This is a genomic window from Acinetobacter sp. 197 (assembly GCF_048148385.1).
Classification (GTDB): Bacteria; Pseudomonadota; Gammaproteobacteria; order Pseudomonadales; family Moraxellaceae; genus Acinetobacter; species Acinetobacter pecorum.
Map to the genome: position 1 here is coordinate 163433 of NZ_JAYWZK010000005.1, position 19190 is coordinate 182622.

A 19190-nucleotide genomic window follows, 5' to 3' on the forward strand; every position below is an offset into this window, starting at 1 on the left:
GACCAATCGAAATCAGTCTTTTAACTTTGCAGCTTTGGCTTTAACAGTCGCCAGGTTACCGTTCACTGCCTTGGTCATGCGGGTACCGTAGTCCGCATCTGCCTTGTAGAAATAAGACAACATGATGTGCTTGGTTTCTGAATCTTTGACATTACCAAGGTCAGCAGCAAGGTTCATGATCAGGTCATCTTTTTCCTTGGCCGTATATGAACGGTACAGCTCACCTGCCTGCTTGAAGTTCTGCTCTTTGGTCCCGATCTGCTGAATATGGCCAGTTAAAGGAGTTTGTACTGCACGTGCTTTTTCAGTAGCAGCTTTTGGCTCTTTACGGCTTGGCTCATAGTTCACATCCGAGTCACGCTCAGAGATATTCATGTAACCATCCTGGTTATTGTTGTTCACATTCACCACTGGACGGTTTACCGGAATTTGCTGGTGATTCGCACCCAGACGGTACATTTGGGTATCTGAGTAAGAGAAGATTCGACCTTGTAACAGACGGTCTTCAGACGGCTCGATACCTGGTACCAGATTACCTGGCGCAAATGCCGACTGTTCAGTCTCGTTGAAGAAGTTCTTCGGCATACGGTTCAGGGTCAAGGTGCCGACTTTGGTTTCCGGCACCAGCTCGGTTGGCCAGATTTTGGTTGGATCTAGCGGATCGAAATCAAACTTGCCCAAGTCTTTAGGATCAATCACCTGAATGTACAGGTCCCATTTCGGGAAATTACCTGCATAGATGTTGTGATAAAGATCATTGGTCAAGTGGTTGAAATCTTTGCCTTGCTGCTCAGCCGCTTCTTTTACGTTCAAGCCCTTCACGCCCTGTTTTGAACGGAAGTTGAATTTCACGTATTTGTATTCGCCTTTGTCGTTATACAGTTTGTAAGCGTGTACCCCAAAACCGTCCTGTTCGCGGTAACTGGTTGGAACACCTTGCTTGCCATACACATAAGTCAGCATGTTGCTGGCCCATGGCTGGCTCGACAGGAAGTCAAACACGCGGTTGGCATCTTGAACATTCGTCACCGGGCTTGGCTTCATGGCATGAATGAAGTCCGGGAATTTGATCGCATCACGGATAAAGAATACCGGGGTCTGGTTACCGACCAAGTCCCAGTTGCCTTCCTGAGTGTAGAATTTCACTGCAAAACCGTGCGGATCTCGTAGGGTTTCGGGTGAACCCTTACCGTGAATTACGGTAGAAAAACGTAAGAAAACTGGAGTTTTAGTACCGGCTTTAAATAATGAAGCAAGGGTAAGATCAGAAAGGTCTTTGGTTGCGACGAACTCACCATAGGCACCCGTACCACGTGCATGTACCACGCGCTCAGGAATACGTTCACGACCAAAACGTTGTAATTTTTGTACCAGTTGAACGTCCTGAAGGAGTACAGAACCATTTGGACCCGCAGTGATCGAGTTCTGGTTATCGCCCACTGGCGCGCCATTGTCTTTCGTTAAAGGAGCAGCTTGTGCGGCTGTGACGGTTGCAAGCATTGCAACCAGTAATGAACGCTTAAACATTTCTAAATCTCTTAATTTATTACCTTTCCTGCACAGACTAAGATACGCGAGCACAATAAATAGATAAAACAGATTATTTTTATAAATTCAATCGCTTTAATGAATTTATAAAAATTAATCAATTGATTTTCAGATATTTAAAGTTCATAAAAACAGCATCTCATACTGCTCCAGATTTTTTTCTTGCTACAATCACGTCTATCTGTGGTTTTCAGTCAATATGTAAAATGCGTGCCTTATTACAAAGAGTTTTAGAAGCTAAAGTCGTGGTCAAGGGTGAAACTACCGGAGAAATTGAAAAAGGAATTCTGGTTTTTCTGGGGTTGGGCAAAGACGATAATCTGGAAAAAGGCAAAAAGCTGATTGATAAGATATTGAAATACCGCTTTTTTGATGATGAACAGGGCAAAATGGGCTGGAACGTTGCCCAGGTGGGCGGTGGTATATTGCTGGTTTCACAATTTACCCTGATGGCACAAACCCAGAAAGGTTTGCGTCCCGACTTTGGTCCGGCCATGCGACCGGCTGAAGCAAAAGCCTTATATGAGCAGCTGGTGGAATATGCCCGAAGCCAGTTTGAACATGTGCAAACCGGTATTTTTGCCGCCGACATGAAAGTACATCTAGTCAATGATGGACCTGTGACATTTAATTTAGAAGTTGAATAAGTTTTAATTATTTCAGAATTCAAAAAGCCCTCATATTTGAGGGCTTTTTCTATTTAATCCTCCCCTAGCCCCTCCTTTAAAAAGGAGGGGGAACTAAGCGGAAGTTTCTTATTTACCAGTTTTTTCTTTAATAAACTGGCGTACCATTTTCACTTTTTCTTTGACTGGCTTTGGCAGTTTTGGTGGAATCATCTTCGCCACCTGGTTAAACCAGACCAGCAAACCGAAGTCACCTTCCATTTTGATGGTGCCACTTTGCATGCCGGTCATAAATGCGGTCGGATCACCTTTAATTAAAGTCTTTACGCCCTGCTCACTATCAGCAAACTGCAAAACAAAATCTGCTTTTTCAGCATCACCAGAAACGGTCTCGATATGGTCGTTATTCACAATGATCTGACGTGCCATACCCTCATCCGTACCAATCTGGATGCGGAATTGACGCCCATGTACCAGTTCGATGAATTTTGGGCTGGTACGTGCCAACTGCTTCATACGTAATGCTAAACCTGCGACCAGTAAGTCCAGCGGATCTGTACTTACATCAACAAGAGGAAGTTTTAACACAGGAATGGAGGACAGTTTCATGAAGGATGCCTATTCTAATTGTACGAAAATTGACAAATATCCTAGCATAGTTCCGGGTTAGGTGGATGCAGCAGTTTGTATCATATTTCTAAACGAAAAATGCACCCGCAGGTGCATTATTTCACTGATATTAGAGAACTTAACGGCTAGAAAGCTGCTGCTGGTCATCTTCATAGACTGGTGTGTGTTCGATATAGCGACGTTTTGCCAAAGCACGCTCGGCACGACGATCTTCACGCAATAACAGGCAGGTCACCACCAGCATGACCGCAGTTAATGCGCTCAGATAACTATACGTCATTGGCAGCTCAAACCAGGTCTGAGTCCCTATACGAATCACCTCGATCAGGCCCCAAACCAGCATCCCGGCAGCCATAAAGCTTAACCAGCGACGATAAGGCGAGAAGAATACAGCAAGCACAGCTACAGCGACTAAACTGAAGCCCACAATCGTTGTTAAATTCGCTGTTACCATATAACCCCCTCCATCCAGATAGATAGTTTTCCGCCTGATATTGCAAAGTTTCTATCTATTGAATTTCGTTACATCAATAAAATGGAATCTGTTGATTTGTATCTCTATGTCTGCATTATGCTGAGTTTTTTGCATAAAAAAAGTCCTGCCATCCAGCCTAACGACATACTTTGTCGCGATATTATATTGTCATTACAATTTTTGCTTTTCACATTTTTGTGGATTAATGACTGCGCCAATGTTGGCGTGTCATTACAAAATTATCAGTGCTTTTTTTGAGGGAAAAAATTATTTTTCCGTTTAAGATGATCGATGTTTTTGTAGTCAAGTTTCATCCTTCACGCCTTTAAGCCATTTCATTCAGGATAAAAAAAGCGACCCTGAGGTCGCCTTTAAAATCTGTTAAAGCCTTGATTTATGCACGGTTCAGGTCTTTATCATGGACACCGAGCAAATATAGCACTCCGTCCAGACCGACGCTAGAAATCGCCTGATTGGCATTTTGGCGAACCAGTGGCTTGGCCCGGAAAGCCACCCCCAGTCCTGCAATGGATAACATGGGCAAGTCATTGGCACCATCACCGACCGCAATAGTCTGTTCCAGAGAAATTCCCATCTCCTGAGCAATCTCACCGAGCAAGAATGCTTTACGCGCGCCATCAACGATATGACCTTTGACTTCACCGGTAACGACCCCATCCTGAACATCGAGCGCATTGGCATGTACTTCATCAATATCCAGTTTGCTTTGCAAGTATTCAGCAAAATACTGGAAACCGCCGGAAAGGATTGCGGTACGGTAACCCAATGCTTTTAAAGTTGAAATCAGACGTTCGGCACCTTCTGTAATGGTCAGGCGCTCGGCAATTTTTGGAAGTACCGATGCGTCCATTCCTTTTAACAAGGCGACACGCGCACGGAAACTTTGCTGGAAGTCCAGCTCGCCTTGCATGGCACGTTCGGTAATTTCTGCAACCTGTGCACCGACACCGGCTTCAATTGCCAGTTCGTCAATGACTTCCTGCTCGATCAGGGTCGAGTCCATATCGAAACACACCAGACGACGGTTACGGCGGTAGGCATTGTCTTCCTGTACCGCGACATCGACATTAAGTTCAGTGGATAAACGCAAACAGGCAGCACGCATTGCGGCTGCATCGAGCATCTGTCCTTTTAAACCGAACTCCACACAGGCGCGTTTCGGCCCGCTGCTGTGACCATCCAGAGCCGGACGGCCAGACAGACGGGTCACGGTTTCAATATTAAAACCCTGAGCCGAGACAATCTGGGTCACGGCTTGCAGATGAGAGGCATTTAATTCAGGAGCCAATGCCGTTACGATATAACGTGTGCGTCCACCCTCTTTGACCCACTGATCATATTCAGTCGCAGAGATCGGTTTAAAGCGCACAGTTAACCCGATATCATGTGCTAGAATCAGGATCTCCTTCATGGCTAATGCTGTCGCTGTCTGGTCTTCAGAGGCTACAACAATACCTAAGGTTAACTGATTATGAATAACCGCTTGCCCTACATCTAAAATCTGTAGGGAATGGGCGGACAAAACCTGCATTAATCGTGTAAATTGATTAGGCTGGTCAGGTCCTAAGAATGATATAAGAATGATTTCTCGCATGAATTGACTCGGGTCTGAGCTACAACTATTGTTAGAATCATAATCGAAATTGAACAGAATTGCCTTGGAAGTTTACGTTGAATGCGCCTAGACAAGGGCTATTTGCTAGCCTATTGATTATAAGTTTTGCTCTGCATACCTTTTTACTGGTATTGGCAACCACTCACCAACTGAATGAAAACCGTGCCAATCAGGGACAGCTGATGACCACTCAGCTGGTGACAGACAGCCTGTCCGAGCTTGAACCGCCTAACCGTGTATCTCTGGCTTTACTGGCAAATCGTTACGCCACCAATCCAAGCGTAGCTTCAATTCGGATCCTGGATGCGAAAGGTCAGGTTTTAGCCACAGGTGGACTGACCAAAACCCGGGAAGGTGAAGTTTTTGTCCGTGATGCCCTGCAAAACGAGAAAAAAGTCGGTGTGATTGAAATTACGCTGATTGAGCCTAGTATTGGTGAAATTCTACGAACGCAATGGCTGGCGATTCTGTTCTCATTCATCATTCATGCCCTGCTCTGGGTTGCTTATCGTGCTGTGGCACGTCCAAGCCGCACCGAATATCTGGCGCGCATCAATAACGAATCGCGGCTAAAATTTGAGATTCAGACCCTGACCCAGGCACTGGAGCAGGAAAAGCATAATGCAGCACTGGCCATTGCCCAGGCTCAACAGGCAGTGAAAAACAAAGCCAAAGAAAAAGAACATAAGCCGGCGGTCCTGGAGCAGGATAGCCTGAGCTTAAATATCCAGTTCTATGATCCAAAACAGTTACTGGATAGCGTCAATAAAACCGTTTCGGTACCTTATTTCAATCTCTGTCAGATTTTTCTGAACAAAGCCACTGAACTCTGTGTACAACGTTATAAATTGAATAGTTCTGATATTTGTACCGTACATAAATTTGATGAAAAAGGGGCCACGATCAGTATTGCAGCAGATAAACCAAATGCCCTGGCTTGCCTGACCATGATCAGTGCCGTGTTCCAGTTGCTGTCCGAAGTACTGTATAAACGTTACCGGGAAGAAAAACGTTTTGTGCTGCAAACCCGCAGCGCAATTGCCTCTAAAGTCGAGGAGATGCAGCTCAGCTCAGTACAAGCCTCTGAGCGTCTGACACAGCATCTGGTCTCGAAAGAAAGTGCCCTGCATGTACCGAATCATTTGCTAAAAGATGTAAGTGATCACTTCCAGCTGGTGAGTATGCCTAATCCAACCAATGTCCTGACCCGTCATGCCTTTGTGGTGAACGGAATGGATGCAGAAACGGCAGAGCTGGCACAGACTTTTAGAACCGAGATTTTAAAATCCAAACAGTCCAAAGCTTCATAAATTTTTTAAATTAAAAAGCCCGATATTGAATCGGGCTTTTTTATAGCTTGGTTCTGCAAATTTTCACTGGCTGGATGTTGCTTTTAGCTTCTCAGCAGAATTTAGACATGAACTTTTTTAAAATTCTAGCGGTCTGTATCCAGATTCTGCTTTGGCACTGAGGCACTGTCTTTACTTTTGGCAGCCCAGTAAGTGGCTAATGCAGGACCTGAAATATTGTGCCACAGACTGAAAATGGCACTTGGTAAAGCCGTCAATGGAGAAGCAGCAAAATGAGTTGCCGCCAAGGCCACACCCAGACCAGAGTTTTGCATCCCCACTTCAATCGATACTGCACGACAGTCTATTTCTGCCAGCTTGAACATGCGACTGGCCCAATAACCCAGCAGATAGCCCAAGCCATTATGTAAGGCTACAATCCCCAGAATTATTAGCCCCGATTGTAAAATCTGGGTTTTGCTGCCGGCAATAATCGCCGCGACAATTGCCACAATCGCAATTACAGAAATCAAGGGCATGACCTGAATATAGGTGCTGACTTTTTGCTTGAGTAGCGCTCGTACCATTAAGCCCAGAACAATCGGAAATAACACCACCTGTAAGATTGATACCAGCATGGAGAAGGCATTGATCTCAATCCACTGACTGGCCAACACATAGAAAATGGCCGGAGTAAAAATGGGCGCCAGTAAAGTCGAAACCGAGGTACAGGCGACAGACAAGGCGGTATTGCCCTTGGCCATATAGGTAATCACATTGGATGCCGTTCCGCCCGGACAGCAACCCACCAATATCACCCCGATTGCAATCTCTGGCGGTAGCTGAAACAGTTTGCACAGCAGATAAGCCAAGCCTGGCATCGCCACAAACTGGGCGACGACACCAATTGCCACAGCTTTCGGACTTTGCAGCACACTTTTAAAATCGCCTACCGTCATGGTCATACCCATGCCGAACATGATGATGCCCAACATCCACGGAATATAAGCCCTCAACCAGACAAAAGCTTCAGGAACCAGCAAGGCAATGCCAGAAAAGAGCACGACCCATAGCGCAAAGGTTTTTTGGATAAATTGGCTAAACTGGAGCAAGGCTGACATGGGTTTCATCCAGGTATGATATCAAGGGAGATTAAATAAAACAGGTATCTCTTGATACCTGAGTTTATAGATTTAAATACAAAGACAATTAACGAGATATCTAAAGCCTATTCTTGTAAGCTTTTAAACTGTCTGGACGATATCTTTGACATAAATCCGTTTCACTCCATGCGACAGCATATCCTGCCAGGCATGTTGCAGGGAACCATTCAGATCAATGCCCTTGGTGGCATCGGCAATCACATAGGTTTTAAAGCCCAGTTTGCAGGCATCAATGGCAGTCCAGGCCACACAAAAGTCCGTGGCAATCCCGACCACAAATACGGTATCAATCCCACGCTCACGCAGATAGCCAGCAAGACCCGTCATGGTTTTCCGGTCAGCTTCCATAAAGGCCGAGTAACTGTCGATCTGCTCATGAAAACCCTTGCGAATGATGAGTTGTGCTTGCGGTAAATTCAAATCCGGATGCAGTTCGGCATCGAGTGTCCCTTGCACACAATGTTTTGGCCATAAGACCTGAGTGCCATAATCCAGCTGAATACTGTCATAGGCTGCTTTGCCAGGATGGTTATCTGCAAAAGAAATATGATTGTCCGGATGCCAGTCCTGAGTCAGGATAATATGCTTAAAATGCTGTCCCAATTGATTGATATTTGGAATAATCTGGTCAGCATTGGCTACAGCCAGATTACCTCCTGGGGTAAATCCTCTCTGTACGTCCACGACCAGTAAAGCGATATTATTCTGCATCTGTTTTCATCCATTGAAATCTCGATTTATACCCAAGCATAGCGCAAAATACTCTAGGATTTTTAGCCCTACGGTTAAAAATGGCATGACTGTGCATTCTGAATGCTCTCATAGAAGCAGATCGAGAGACTTCTTCTTTTTGAAAATATGGGATGAGTTGCGGATGTGTACCGATCTAGACCTGTACAAAAATGAATTCTAGATTGTCGCAGATAAGGCATCCGGATTTTTAATCATATAGCCCTGGCTCGTTCTTAAATTCCAAAAATAAAAAAGCCTGCTCATTGCAGGCTTTTTTAAATCTTTGAACATTATACTTTGGTGCGGTTCACTAAAAACAGCATACATAATGCAGAGATAATGATACATGGGATCGCAGCGGTAATGACTCCCGCAGCCCCAAAACCAGCCGTCAGTAACTGACCGGCAATGACTGGACCCAGCATGGCACCAATACGACCAACGGCCGATGCCACACCGACACCGGTCCCACGCACTTCTGTCGGATACACGATACTGCCAAAGGCATACAGTACACCCTGACAACCAATGACAAAAGCCCCGGCCAATGCGGCTGCCATATACATCTGGTTCAGCGAGCTTGCACCATTCAGCGCCAGTAGACCTGCCAGGATACCACCGTACATCAACAGGATCACATAGGCTTTCTTCCAGCGATCGGTCAGCATACCCAGAATAATCGTACCAATCGTCGCTGTAACCATGAAGTAGAACTGTGCGGTTGAACCATCCTTACGGGTAAAGCCAAGTTCCATAAATAATGATGGCAGCCAGCTCAACATGATGTAAACCACCATCAAGGTAAAGAAGTAGCTCACCCAGATACATAGCGTACGCAACAGGTTGTCCGAATTAAACAGGTCCTTGAATGAACCCTTCGGTGTAACGGCAAGTTCTGCTGCAGTTTTGTTCTGTGCTTTCAGGTATTCCTTCGACTCAGGCAAAAATAGCATCATCAGCGGAATGGCAAAAATCGGTAACAGACCACCGAGATAAAAAACATTCTTCCAGTTGGCACCAAATTCAGTCGCCGCAATTAAAGATAAAATTGCTGCGCCGACTGGCATGCCGCAGTACATCAAGCCGACTGCACGGCCACGGTTTTGTGGAGAGACAGCTTCAGAAGCGAGTGTAATCAGAATTGGCATCGCGCCGCCCAGACCGGCCCCGGCCAGAAAACGCACTGCCAGCAAGCTGTTAAAGCTATTCACCCAGACGGTACATAAGGTAAATACAGCAAATACTGCTGTCGACCAGATCAACACCTTTTTACGGCCAATGCGGTCCGCAAACCGACCACCAATCAGTGCACCAGGTAATAAACCCAGAATCCCTGCACTAAAAAACACACCCAACTGGGAACTATCGAGACCAAAATGCTCACGAATACCTGCAGCAGCAATTCCGGCTGCCTGAATATCTAAGCCTTCGATCACCGCAATCAGAAAACAGATCGCGACCGTGACGATAGCATGCTTATTGTCTGATTTTTCCATTGGATTATCCTTGTTCAATCAGCGTTACAAAAGAGAGTCATCATCTATGAGCCTGACTGCAGAAATAACTATCAATAAGTGGAAGGTTTTGCTTGGATATTCCTAAAGGAGCAGAAGCGGGTGAAGAGAGGATACGACCAGATAAAGTCGCAAAAACACTTAATCAGAACAACATAAAATGCAAGACTTCGACCTTAAGGCTTATACATCAAGTTAAAAAATCAACCGATAAGAAAAAAATTCCTCAATATATTGATATTTAAAAGAGATTAGTTTTAACAGTTTTTGATTTTATTTGTCTGGGTCGAAAGAGGCTATCAAGATGTGTAATATCTCAATTTATCCAATATAACTATTAATCCATAAGCAAAACATACTGAAACGGCAGTTTTGAGCTGATCGTTTTGCACAAGCGTTAGCATTTTTGAGTCGATTTGCTGGATTATCTATTGCTATGTAGCTAGAGGCAGGACTTTAGTCTCAGGATTTTGCTTTATAAATCATCTTATTTATTACTTGATTGTTTCCAGAAGGCTTTGTATAAAGAATTCAGTAGCTTTTACTAAAGCATATTGTTCTTATGCGTTTGATCAGTCATAATTTGCATAAGCAATATTCAATTCAATGCAAATCTATTGAATTTGCTATAAATCAAAATACAAATCCATCCCAATTTATGTTTTCTCATTCCTTTCGGATGGACAAATAGGATAGTTTTTTAAAATGACTCAGCAAGCACAGACCATTCAAGGTTCCATAGTCGCAATCGTCACCCCTATGTTTGAAGATGGCAGCGTAGATTGGAAGGGTCTCGAGAAGCTGGTTGAATGGCATATTGCAGAGGGTACCAACAGTATTGTCGCCGTTGGAACAACAGGCGAAGCCTCTACTCTCAGCATGAGTGAACACACCCAGGTGATCAAAGAAATCATTCGTGTGGCCAACAAACGTATTCCTATTATTGCCGGCACAGGTGCAAACTCGACTCGTGAAGCAATCGAACTGACCCGCGAAGCCAAAGAGCTGGGGGCAGATGCCGCGTTGCTGGTAACGCCGTATTATAATAAACCGACTCAGGAAGGCTTGTATCAGCATTATAAAGCCATTGCTGAAGCGGTTGACCTGCCTCAGATCCTGTATAACGTACCAGGCCGTACCGGTGTGGATATGGCCAATGAAACCGTAATCCGCCTGGCCGATATTCCACAAATTATCGGTATTAAGGATGCGACTGGTGATGTGCCACGCGGTGCTGAACTGCTGCAAGGTCTTAGCGGTAAGGATATGACTGTTTATTCAGGTGATGATGCGACTGCGTATCAGCTGATGGGTCATGGTGCCAAAGGCAATATCTCGGTTACGGCGAACGTGGCTCCGAAAGCCATGAGCGAAGTATGTGCCGCTGCCATTGCCGGTGATGCTGCAACTGCTGAACAGTTAAATGCTCAGGTTGCAAATTTACACAATATTTTATTTTGCGAATCCAACCCAATTCCTGTGAAATGGGCACTCCACGACATGGGCTTAATTGGTACAGGTATTCGCCTTCCATTAACACCACTTGCAGAACAATATCGCGCTCCGCTTCATGAAGCACTGGTCGAAGCGGGCGTTATCAAATAAAAGAGCAGAAGATTATGCAATTACGTTTAGGACTTAGCCTTACACTTTCAGTATTCAGTTTGGCAGGTTGTAGTTCATTGGCTGTGAACAACGGCTCTTTAGACTATAAAGAAACTACAAGCCTGGAAGCTTTACAATATCCTGAAGGCACTCTGGTTCGTCCGGCAACGCCATTGTACCCTGCTCCAACGGTCGATCCGCTTGCAATTGAGCATGCACCGAAGCTTGAAAACCAGCGTGGCAACCGTTTTGCCTTGCCACGCCCGCCAGCCCAGACTGCAAACTCAGGTGCAGCGAATCAGACTGAAACCAATACTGTCGGTAAACCGCAGTTGGTCACTGATGGAAATCTTAATCCTCTGCTTAAAATTGAGGGAAATTCTGCTACAATTTGGCAATACACCCTTGCCACCCTCAGCAGTCTGAATCATAGCATTGTTGCTCAGAACAAAGATCGTTACGAAATTACGGTTAAGGTCGATCAGCAAACCTATGTATTAAGATTATCTTCTGTAGGTTCAAGTAATAACCTCGCTGTGTTCAATGCCGATAACAGTTTTGCCGACCGTGAAAAAGCCGCAGAACTGCTCAACCAGATTTACCAAAATTGGCCAGCCTAGACATTTCTAGGCATTTTTTTTTGTAAAAGGTTCCCTCATGTTAAAACAAACCTTGCTCTATACTGGTAAAGCGAAATCTGTCTATACCACAGACAGTTCAGACCATCTGATTTTAGTCTTTCGGGATGATGCCTCTGCATTCAATGGCGAAAAAATCGAGCAACTAGATCGTAAAGGCAAGGTGAACAACCGTTTTAACGCCTTCATTATGGAAAAGCTGGCAGAAGCGGGTATTGAAACTCACTTTGAAAAGCTGCTGACTCCAAATGAAGTGCTGGTGAAAAAACTGGATATGATCCCGGTTGAATGTGTGATTCGTAACTATGCGGCAGGTTCTTTATGCCGTCGCCTGGGTGTGGAAGAAGGCAAGGCCTTGGTTCCTCCAACATTTGAATTGTTCTTTAAAGATGATGCGCTTGGCGATCCAATGGTCAATGAGTCACAAGCAATTGCTTTAGGCTGGGCAACTGCTGAACAATTGGCAAAAATGAAAGAATTGACTTACCAAGTAAATGACGTGCTGAAAGCATTGTTTGACGCAGGTAACATGATTCTGGTCGATTTCAAGCTTGAATTCGGCGTATTCCACGACCGTATCGTACTGGGTGACGAATTCTCTCCAGACGGTTGCCGTTTATGGGATAAAGACACCAAGAAAAAACTGGATAAAGACCGTTTCCGCCAAGGTTTAGGCGGTGTGGTTGAGGCATATGAAGAAGTCGCTGGCCGTCTAGGTATTGATCTTTCCGATATCTAATTATTCCTTAATTAAAAAACCGGATTTATAAATCCGGTTTTTTAATCCCTGCTACTTTCTCATTCCAGTTATTTAATTCAGTTTTTAAAGAGAGAAATTAAAAATAAACCTGTCATATAAATAAATAGTTTATTTAACACTTTTTCATTAGTTTTTGATAATTAAAATAAAGTGTACTAATTTAAATCAGATTCAACACATTATTCATTTAAAATAAAATTCAACCAATTAAATCATTAAAATAATTAATTATTTTTATTCATAAAAAACTACATTTTAAAACAAATATTTATTTTAAAATAATTCATTACATAATTTTTTTTTTAGCTTATCAAAGCATGTTAATTATAATTAATCCTTGCTTAAAAAAGATAAGGAAGTATAAATTTTTCACTGCTCACCACTTAATTTATAACCAATTAATAATGATCGAGAAAAAACTAAAATAAGTTGAGGATTTTCTAATGAAAACATCTGGCTTTACCATATTGCTGCTTGCTGCCCTATTAAGTGCATGTCATGACAGCGATAATGACTCTTCCACTTCTAATCCGCCTCCTACCCCAATTCCTAATCCTGTTGAACCGCCCCCTTATGACATGGAAGACATGAATAATTATATTGCTGCGACAAAATACGAGCAGAGATATAATAATGTGGTCGAGAACTGTGGGTCTGACTCAGCGCCACAATATGAATGTTCCGGACTGTTATTTAGAGGTATTCGGATCGCAGCTCAACCGAAACCTTGGGTTCACCGGCAAAGAGACCGCGACAAAGGCGCTGTAGCTTTTGCTTATATTCGCCAGGATCTGAATTTCAAGTTACCCGATGATACCTATCAGGCAGGTATTGTGATCAGACCGGATTATGAAGATGTAGCACCGACCCGCTGTGCATCGCCTATGGACATGAATACTGATGCCAGAACTGGCTCATTTAATAACTGTCTGAAATCGGATGAAGTCCAGTATGGCTCGGTCGACTATACAGTAAAAGACTGTCAGGACTGGGGCATCGATACGCCACAGAAATGGCTGGATATATTTATACCCGTCATGCGGGCTACCAAGGCACAAGGTACCCTAGATCAGTTCCCGGGACAGACCTGCTCGTATACCATGTCTGTATCTGATCAGGCTAAATTTGCGACTCGGGCGAATTACTTTAGTATGTTTGCCGCTATCCGAAAAGGTGTTCCAACTGATTTGCGCCCAGACTGGTGGAATGACGAGATTCTGGTCACTGCCTGGAATGACGAAAAGGCCACCACTGCACCGATCGAAGCTTTTTATTATAATCTGGGTAATGAAGCAGGTTTAGAAGCAGCTCAAAGCTTCCAGCAAGCATATTATGAGGACACCCAAAAATATCTTCCTATTCTAGCAATTGACTTTAAGGTAGATGAGCCATCCCGCATCTACTTCAGTGCACATGACCAGGTTGTATTTGAAAATCTGTCCAACCTTGAAAAAATTAAAATCACCGCAAACTGGTTAACGCCAGACCCGCCTGCGGAAAACTCAGCGGCGTTCGAGCTTGATAAAAAGACCTATCAGGAACTGCTCAACCCTTCTGCATCAAGATGGACACTGGCTCAACAAGATGCCAATATCACCTCACAGTATTTAGCCAGACGTTTTCTCGGCTTCAATTACAAGTACTATACCACTGAAGTTACCGCGCTAATCAATTATATGGTTGATTTTGAACAGCCAGTCGCAAATGAAATTAAGGCGAAATATAATCGTGAACGGCCATTTGTTTACTATAATAGTGAAATATGTACCCCTGAAGACCGCGACTTCCTGTTGACGAATACCTCATATCCATCAGGCCATAGCTTAAGAGGCTATCTGGTCGGCTACAGCCTGTCCGATGTAGACAATAGCAGAAGAAGTGAGTTTGAAAACACTGCAGTTGATTATGCGAAGAGTCGTATAGTCTGCCGGGTACACTGGTTAAGTGATACTGAAGCAAGTAAAGGCATCGCTTCAATGGCTATGAATATTTTAAAATACTCTCCTGAATACCTGGGTAGAGTACAAGCTGCCAAGCAGTCAATTCAATAATCTGTCTGGGAAAGACTAAAACTCATCGAGCTTTAACTTTCCAAATGATGCTCCATAGATTTAATCATCTTTGGGGCATTATTTTTGCATAAAAAATCAACCTATTCCGAGTTAAATCATGATTATTAAGTACTGAATTTTTAGATGATTAAATAATTGGATTGAAAACATTTACAGCAGATTAATATCATTATATTAAATCTATTTAAAAATACTTAAATCATTTATTTCTGCTATTTCAACTAATTATCTATACCAATATTTAACCATTTTTAAAACAGGATTCAAATTATTTAATAGTAATTAAAATAAAAGCCCGATCCCGGGCTTTTATTTACTGTTGCTGTTGTTGCTGCCAGCGACGTTGCTGTAAGCGCTCGGCCTCTACTTCACGCTTATTCCGCGCTGATTCATACAGTTTTATCCCTTTTAGCTCTGGTGGCAAATATTCCTGCATCACAAAATGCTCAGGGTAATTATGCGGATACAGATAATCTACCCCATAGCCCTGCTCTTTCATCAGCTTGGTCGGTGCATTTCTTAAATGTAAAGGTACCGGCAGGTTGGACGTTTTATCTGCAAGTTCCATAGCTTTGTTAATTGCCAGATAGGTACTATTACTTTTGGCACTAGTCGCCAGATAAACTGCACATTGCCCCAAGATAATCCGGCATTCCGGCATGCCTACAGCCTGTACCGAACGGAAGCATTCTCCGGCCAGCAACAAGGCATTCGGATTGGAATTACCGATATCTTCAGATGCGGCAATCAGCATACGGCGTGCAATAAACATCGGATCTTCACCGCCTTTGAGCATCCGCGCCATCCAGTATAGGGTTGCATCCGGATCACTGCCGCGAATTGATTTAATAAAGGCCGAAACTAAATCATAGTGCTGCTCACCAGACTTGTCATAACGGGCAATATTTTGCTGTGCTACTTTCACCACTACCGCATTGGTGATGATATTTTCCATATCCGGTTCAAAGGTACTGGCGATCAGATCGAGCAGATTGAGTGCCTTACGGGCATCTCCTGCCGCGAACTGAATCAGGGCATCAAATTCTTCAATCAGGATATGTCTTTCCTGTAAGAAAGAGTCATTTTGTAAGGCTTGCATCAATAAGGTCTGAATTGATTCAGCGCTCAAAGCATTCAGGCTATATACCTGACAACGTGACAATAAGGCACTATTCACTTCAAAGGACGGGTTTTCCGTGGTAGCGCCAATTAAGGTAATTTTCCCCTTCTCGACCGCGTTTAACAGCGCATCCTGTTGAGATTTATTAAACCGATGAATTTCATCAATAAATACTACAGGCGTCAGCAGATCACCACCTTCGGCAATGATTTCACGCAGCTCTTTTACGCCAGTATTCAGAGCAGACAGACTGATAAAAGGCCGGTCCACCGCTTGAGCCAGCAGTAAGGCAATGGTGGTTTTACCGACCCCGGGTGGTCCCCAGAAAATGATCGAAGGCAGATGTCCCTGATCAATCATCTGGCGTAAAGGCGCCTGCTCACCCAGCAAATGTTCCTGCCCGATAATCTGTGTAAGGTCGCGTGGCCGTAAACGTTCTGGAAGCGGGATATGACTATCTGACATGTTATTATTGGCTCAAATTAAATTCTGATCTCATTCTAACACCAGCAGTTTTGATTCCAAGATTGCAGGCCCCAAGCACAAAAATTTAATTTATATAAATATCCTCTATTTTTTTAATTCTGAATGAATTAATCTCTATAAAAGCAAATAATTTGAACATGATTAATTGTGAATTAATTACAGTGTAATTTTCATATTGTTTATTCTAATTAAAAGAAACTTATCTAGCCCATTGGGCAATTCTGGGCTGTAGTGGTGAATGCATGAAGCATGATAAATTTGAACAGGGAACTGTGAGCTGGTCGGAGCCACTGGCATCATCATCACTGATTGCGCCACACGTTCACTTGTCTGAATCTATTTTGTTAAAAAATCTGATTGATGCCTTACCCCAACCCTTATGGGTCAGCAACAAACAACATCTGCAATATTTTAACCATGCCATGACTGACTATCTTGGGGTAAACCTGAATGAACAGGGCAATCCACAATGGCAGAACTTCATTCATGCAGAGGACCTGCAGCTGTTTTTAACGCAGTGGCATGCAGCGCTGGACCAGCATCAGGATTTTGAAACCCAGTGCCGGATTAAACGCAGTGATACCCATTATCGCATGTGTACTCTGGCTGTAAAATTTCATCATCAGCCGGACCATTTGCTGCAATGGGCCGTTTCCCTGACCGATGTGCATGATTATTTTGAAATCCAGCAGCAACTTTCTCATATTGTTTCCACCCAGGAAAATATGCTGGATGCCAGTGCAGACTGCATTAACATTATCAGTCCTGAAGGTGAAATTCGACATAGCAACCAGCCGGGTTGTCTGACACAAGCAAATGAGGCCGAAGAACAGGATCAGGACCGCTCATTGTACTGGTTCAATCGTTTAAGCCCTGAAGCGCGAAAACCCGCGCAGCGCGCATTAAAACAGGCTGCCCAAGGCTTAAACAGTCGTTTTTCCAGCAAAGTTCAGAGTAAAGATCAACCAGTTCAGTATTGGGATCACCTGCTGACCCCGATTCTGGATCAGCAGAATATTACTCAAAATATCCTCTGTGTATCACGCAATATCAGTCAGCAAAAAATCGCAGAAACCCGTTTAAAAGAAGTGATTAAACGTGATGAACTGACTGGCCTGTATAACCGTAGCACTTTCTATAAAACCTTCAAACAGGTCTTGGTAAAGGCCAAGCAACAGCAGACCATGGCAGGTTTACTACTCATTGATCTGGACTATTTCCGGCACATCAATGATACCTTGGGTCATATTGCTGGCGACCATCTGCTCCATATTCTGGGTAAGCGTTTCCAGGCCTGTTTTGGGTCAAATACCATCGTTGCCCGCCTGGGTGGTGATGAATTTGCTGTGCTGGTCAAAAATCTGAAAAGTGAAGAACAGCTGCTGGCAACAGCGCAAATGGCGTATGCCCAGCTGGAGCAACCGATCAATTATGTCGGCAATAGCATCAACAGTGCCATGAGTATAGGCTGCACCATTTATCCACGTGATGCCTTGAATACCTCTAATCTGCTGAAATGTGCCGATATTGCCTTGAATGACTTGAAAAATAGTGGCCGTGGTGGTATCCGCATGTTTAATCAGGAAATGTGCGGATCACTGGAAAATATGACCAAGCAGCTGACGCTGGCGCGCAAGATTATTCTCGCCGATCAGATCATTCCCTATTATCAGCCCAAGGTCCGTCTATCTGATGGTGCAGTGATTGGTTTTGAAGCGCTGTTACGCTGGCAGGATCAGGACCAGAATATCCAGTTACCTTCCGAAATTTTTGGTGCCTTTCAGGACTATGAGCTGGCCTCACGTATCAGTGAAACCATGCAGCTGAAAGTTTTCGCTGACATGAGCCGCTGGCAGGCTCAAGGTCTGGATCTGTTGCCAATTTCAATCAATGCTGCACCGGTCGAATTCCTGCGCGATGACTATGCCGAGAAACTGTTGGCACGCCTGTCCAATTTCGATATTCCGGCCCACAAAGTTGAACTGGAAATTACCGAACAGAGCCTGTCCGAGCATGGTGCCAATTATGTGGTCCGTGCCCTGAACCTGCTGAAACAGGCCGGAATCCAGATCTCGCTGGATGATTTCGGTACCGGACATTCTTCACTGACCCGCTTGCAGGACTACCCGGTCGATTGCATCAAGATTGACCGCAACTTTGTAGAGCGCATGAACAGTGACCCGTCTGCTCTGGCCATTGTCAAAGCCATTACCCAGATTGGCTCCAGTATTGCACTGAATGTTCTGGTCGAAGGCATCGAGAATACAGAACAGCTGGATACCCTGATTCATTGTGACTGCCAGATTGGACAGGGCTTCTATTTCTATCGTCCGATGGCCGGTGCTTCGGCCCAAGCTCTGCTGCATCCGCTAGTGCAAGAAGCAACTATTCAGCAATCCTGCAGACAGATTTAACGCACCCAGCGTACGATATAATCTTCAATGTCATCTTCATGAATATCAGCTTCACTCAGGCAGCGTCCTGCTGCCGACTTGCGCGCCTGAATCACACTTTCTCGTGAACCGCTGACCAGATAATGCCAGGATGGCAAGCTTTTGCCCTGTTCTACCCGGCGATAGGCACAACTTGATGGTAACCAATGAATGGTTTGCAATTTTTCTGGGGTAAGCTGAATACAGTCCGGCACATATTGCAGGCGATCCGGATAATTGGAGCAACGTGCAGTGGTGCAATCCAGCAGCTTGCAGGCCACTTTGGTATAGGCAACTTCCTGGGTATCTTCGTCTTCCAGTTTAATCAGACAGCATAAGCCGCAACCATCACATAAAGCTTCCCATTCAGCTTGCGTCAGTTCAGCCAGTGAATAGTTTTTCCAGAATTCAGGACGTAAAGTATCGCTCATGATCAGGTCGGCACATTCAAAAATCAGCTTATT

The 19190-nt window shown here is 44.2% G+C and carries 17 protein-coding genes; 8 read left to right on the forward strand and 9 right to left on the reverse strand.

Translation table 11 applies throughout. The features are described 5' to 3' along the window. Window positions 1-12 precede the first annotated feature (12 nt). Window positions 13-1527, reverse strand: coding sequence for a catalase (locus VXQ11_RS07025; protein WP_416705726.1), 1515 nt, complete (start codon window positions 1525-1527; stop codon window positions 13-15). A 227-nt stretch (window positions 1528-1754) separates the two neighbouring features. Between VXQ11_RS07025 and dtd the strand changes: the two genes are divergently transcribed. Next, window positions 1755-2195, forward strand: coding sequence for a D-aminoacyl-tRNA deacylase (gene dtd, locus VXQ11_RS07030; protein ID WP_416705727.1), 441 nt, complete (start codon window positions 1755-1757; stop codon window positions 2193-2195). A gap of 108 nt (window positions 2196-2303) precedes the next feature. Here the strand turns inward: dtd and VXQ11_RS07035 are convergent, their stop codons facing one another. The 3 genes from VXQ11_RS07035 to serB all read right to left on the reverse strand — a co-directional run bounded on the left by VXQ11_RS07035 (window position 2304) and on the right by serB (window position 4894). Continuing rightward, window positions 2304-2783, reverse strand: coding sequence for an SCP-2 sterol transfer family protein (locus VXQ11_RS07035; RefSeq protein WP_064095120.1), 480 nt, complete (start codon window positions 2781-2783; stop codon window positions 2304-2306). A 139-nt stretch (window positions 2784-2922) separates the two neighbouring features. After that, window positions 2923-3258 carry a ciprofloxacin tolerance protein AciT gene (gene aciT / locus VXQ11_RS07040; RefSeq protein WP_416681544.1) on the reverse strand — a complete coding sequence of 112 codons (336 nt, stop codon included), beginning with the start codon at window positions 3256-3258 and terminating at the stop codon, window positions 2923-2925. 415 nt (window positions 3259-3673) lie between these two features. Then, on the reverse strand, window positions 3674-4894 hold the full coding sequence (gene serB / locus VXQ11_RS07045) for a phosphoserine phosphatase SerB (protein ID WP_064102579.1): 1221 nt from the start codon (window positions 4892-4894) through the stop codon (window positions 3674-3676). A gap of 77 nt (window positions 4895-4971) precedes the next feature. Here serB and VXQ11_RS07050 point away from each other — a divergent pair, with 77 nt between their 5' ends. Next, a complete protein-coding gene (locus VXQ11_RS07050; RefSeq protein WP_064102578.1) occupies window positions 4972-6225 on the forward strand; it encodes a hypothetical protein in 1254 nt (417 codons plus the stop codon). 125 nt (window positions 6226-6350) lie between these two features. On the opposite strand, the gene VXQ11_RS07055 is transcribed toward VXQ11_RS07050, so the two are convergent. The 3 genes from VXQ11_RS07055 to mhpT all read right to left on the reverse strand — a co-directional run bounded on the left by VXQ11_RS07055 (window position 6351) and on the right by mhpT (window position 9595). Then, window positions 6351-7325, reverse strand: a complete 975-nt coding sequence (locus VXQ11_RS07055) for a bile acid:sodium symporter family protein (RefSeq protein ID WP_416705728.1) — start codon at window positions 7323-7325, stop codon at window positions 6351-6353. A gap of 123 nt (window positions 7326-7448) precedes the next feature. Continuing rightward, a complete protein-coding gene (gene pncA / locus VXQ11_RS07060; protein WP_064095125.1) occupies window positions 7449-8078 on the reverse strand; it encodes a bifunctional nicotinamidase/pyrazinamidase in 630 nt (209 codons plus the stop codon). 311 nt (window positions 8079-8389) lie between these two features. Then, window positions 8390-9595 (reverse strand): 3-(3-hydroxy-phenyl)propionate transporter MhpT, encoded by a 1206-nt coding sequence (mhpT, locus tag VXQ11_RS07065; protein ID WP_064095126.1) that lies wholly within the window; start codon window positions 9593-9595, stop codon window positions 8390-8392. Window positions 9596-9687: 92 nt separating this feature from the next. Here mhpT and VXQ11_RS07070 point away from each other — a divergent pair, with 92 nt between their 5' ends. From VXQ11_RS07070 to VXQ11_RS07090, 5 genes are all read left to right on the forward strand, one after another. Continuing rightward, on the forward strand, window positions 9688-9858 hold the full coding sequence (locus VXQ11_RS07070; protein ID WP_416705729.1) for a hypothetical protein: 171 nt from the start codon (window positions 9688-9690) through the stop codon (window positions 9856-9858). Window positions 9859-10318: 460 nt separating this feature from the next. Further along, window positions 10319-11218: a 4-hydroxy-tetrahydrodipicolinate synthase gene (gene dapA / locus VXQ11_RS07075; protein ID WP_064102575.1), complete on the forward strand. Its 900-nt coding sequence runs from the start codon at window positions 10319-10321 to the stop codon at window positions 11216-11218. Between the two features lie 14 nt (window positions 11219-11232). Further along, on the forward strand, window positions 11233-11838 hold the full coding sequence (locus VXQ11_RS07080) for a lipoprotein-34 precursor (NlpB) (protein ID WP_416681560.1): 606 nt from the start codon (window positions 11233-11235) through the stop codon (window positions 11836-11838). A gap of 37 nt (window positions 11839-11875) precedes the next feature. Further along, on the forward strand, window positions 11876-12595 hold the full coding sequence (gene purC, locus VXQ11_RS07085) for a phosphoribosylaminoimidazolesuccinocarboxamide synthase (RefSeq protein WP_064102573.1): 720 nt from the start codon (window positions 11876-11878) through the stop codon (window positions 12593-12595). 464 nt (window positions 12596-13059) lie between these two features. Beyond that, window positions 13060-14667, forward strand: a complete 1608-nt coding sequence (locus VXQ11_RS07090; protein ID WP_416705730.1) for a phosphatase PAP2 family protein — start codon at window positions 13060-13062, stop codon at window positions 14665-14667. 334 nt (window positions 14668-15001) lie between these two features. On the opposite strand, the gene VXQ11_RS07095 is transcribed toward VXQ11_RS07090, so the two are convergent. Beyond that, the gene (locus VXQ11_RS07095) at window positions 15002-16273 is read right to left on the reverse strand and encodes a replication-associated recombination protein A (RefSeq protein ID WP_416681563.1); all 1272 of its coding nucleotides are present in this window, start codon (window positions 16271-16273) and stop codon (window positions 15002-15004) included. A gap of 263 nt (window positions 16274-16536) precedes the next feature. Between VXQ11_RS07095 and VXQ11_RS07100 the strand changes: the two genes are divergently transcribed. After that, window positions 16537-18708 carry an EAL domain-containing protein gene (locus VXQ11_RS07100; protein ID WP_416705731.1) on the forward strand — a complete coding sequence of 724 codons (2172 nt, stop codon included), beginning with the start codon at window positions 16537-16539 and terminating at the stop codon, window positions 18706-18708. On the opposite strand, the gene VXQ11_RS07105 is transcribed toward VXQ11_RS07100, so the two are convergent. Continuing rightward, on the reverse strand, window positions 18705-19157 hold the full coding sequence (locus VXQ11_RS07105) for a YcgN family cysteine cluster protein (protein WP_416681569.1): 453 nt from the start codon (window positions 19155-19157) through the stop codon (window positions 18705-18707). The two genes, VXQ11_RS07100 and VXQ11_RS07105, sit on opposite strands and share 4 nt — an antisense overlap. Window positions 19158-19190: the final 33 nt, after the last annotated feature.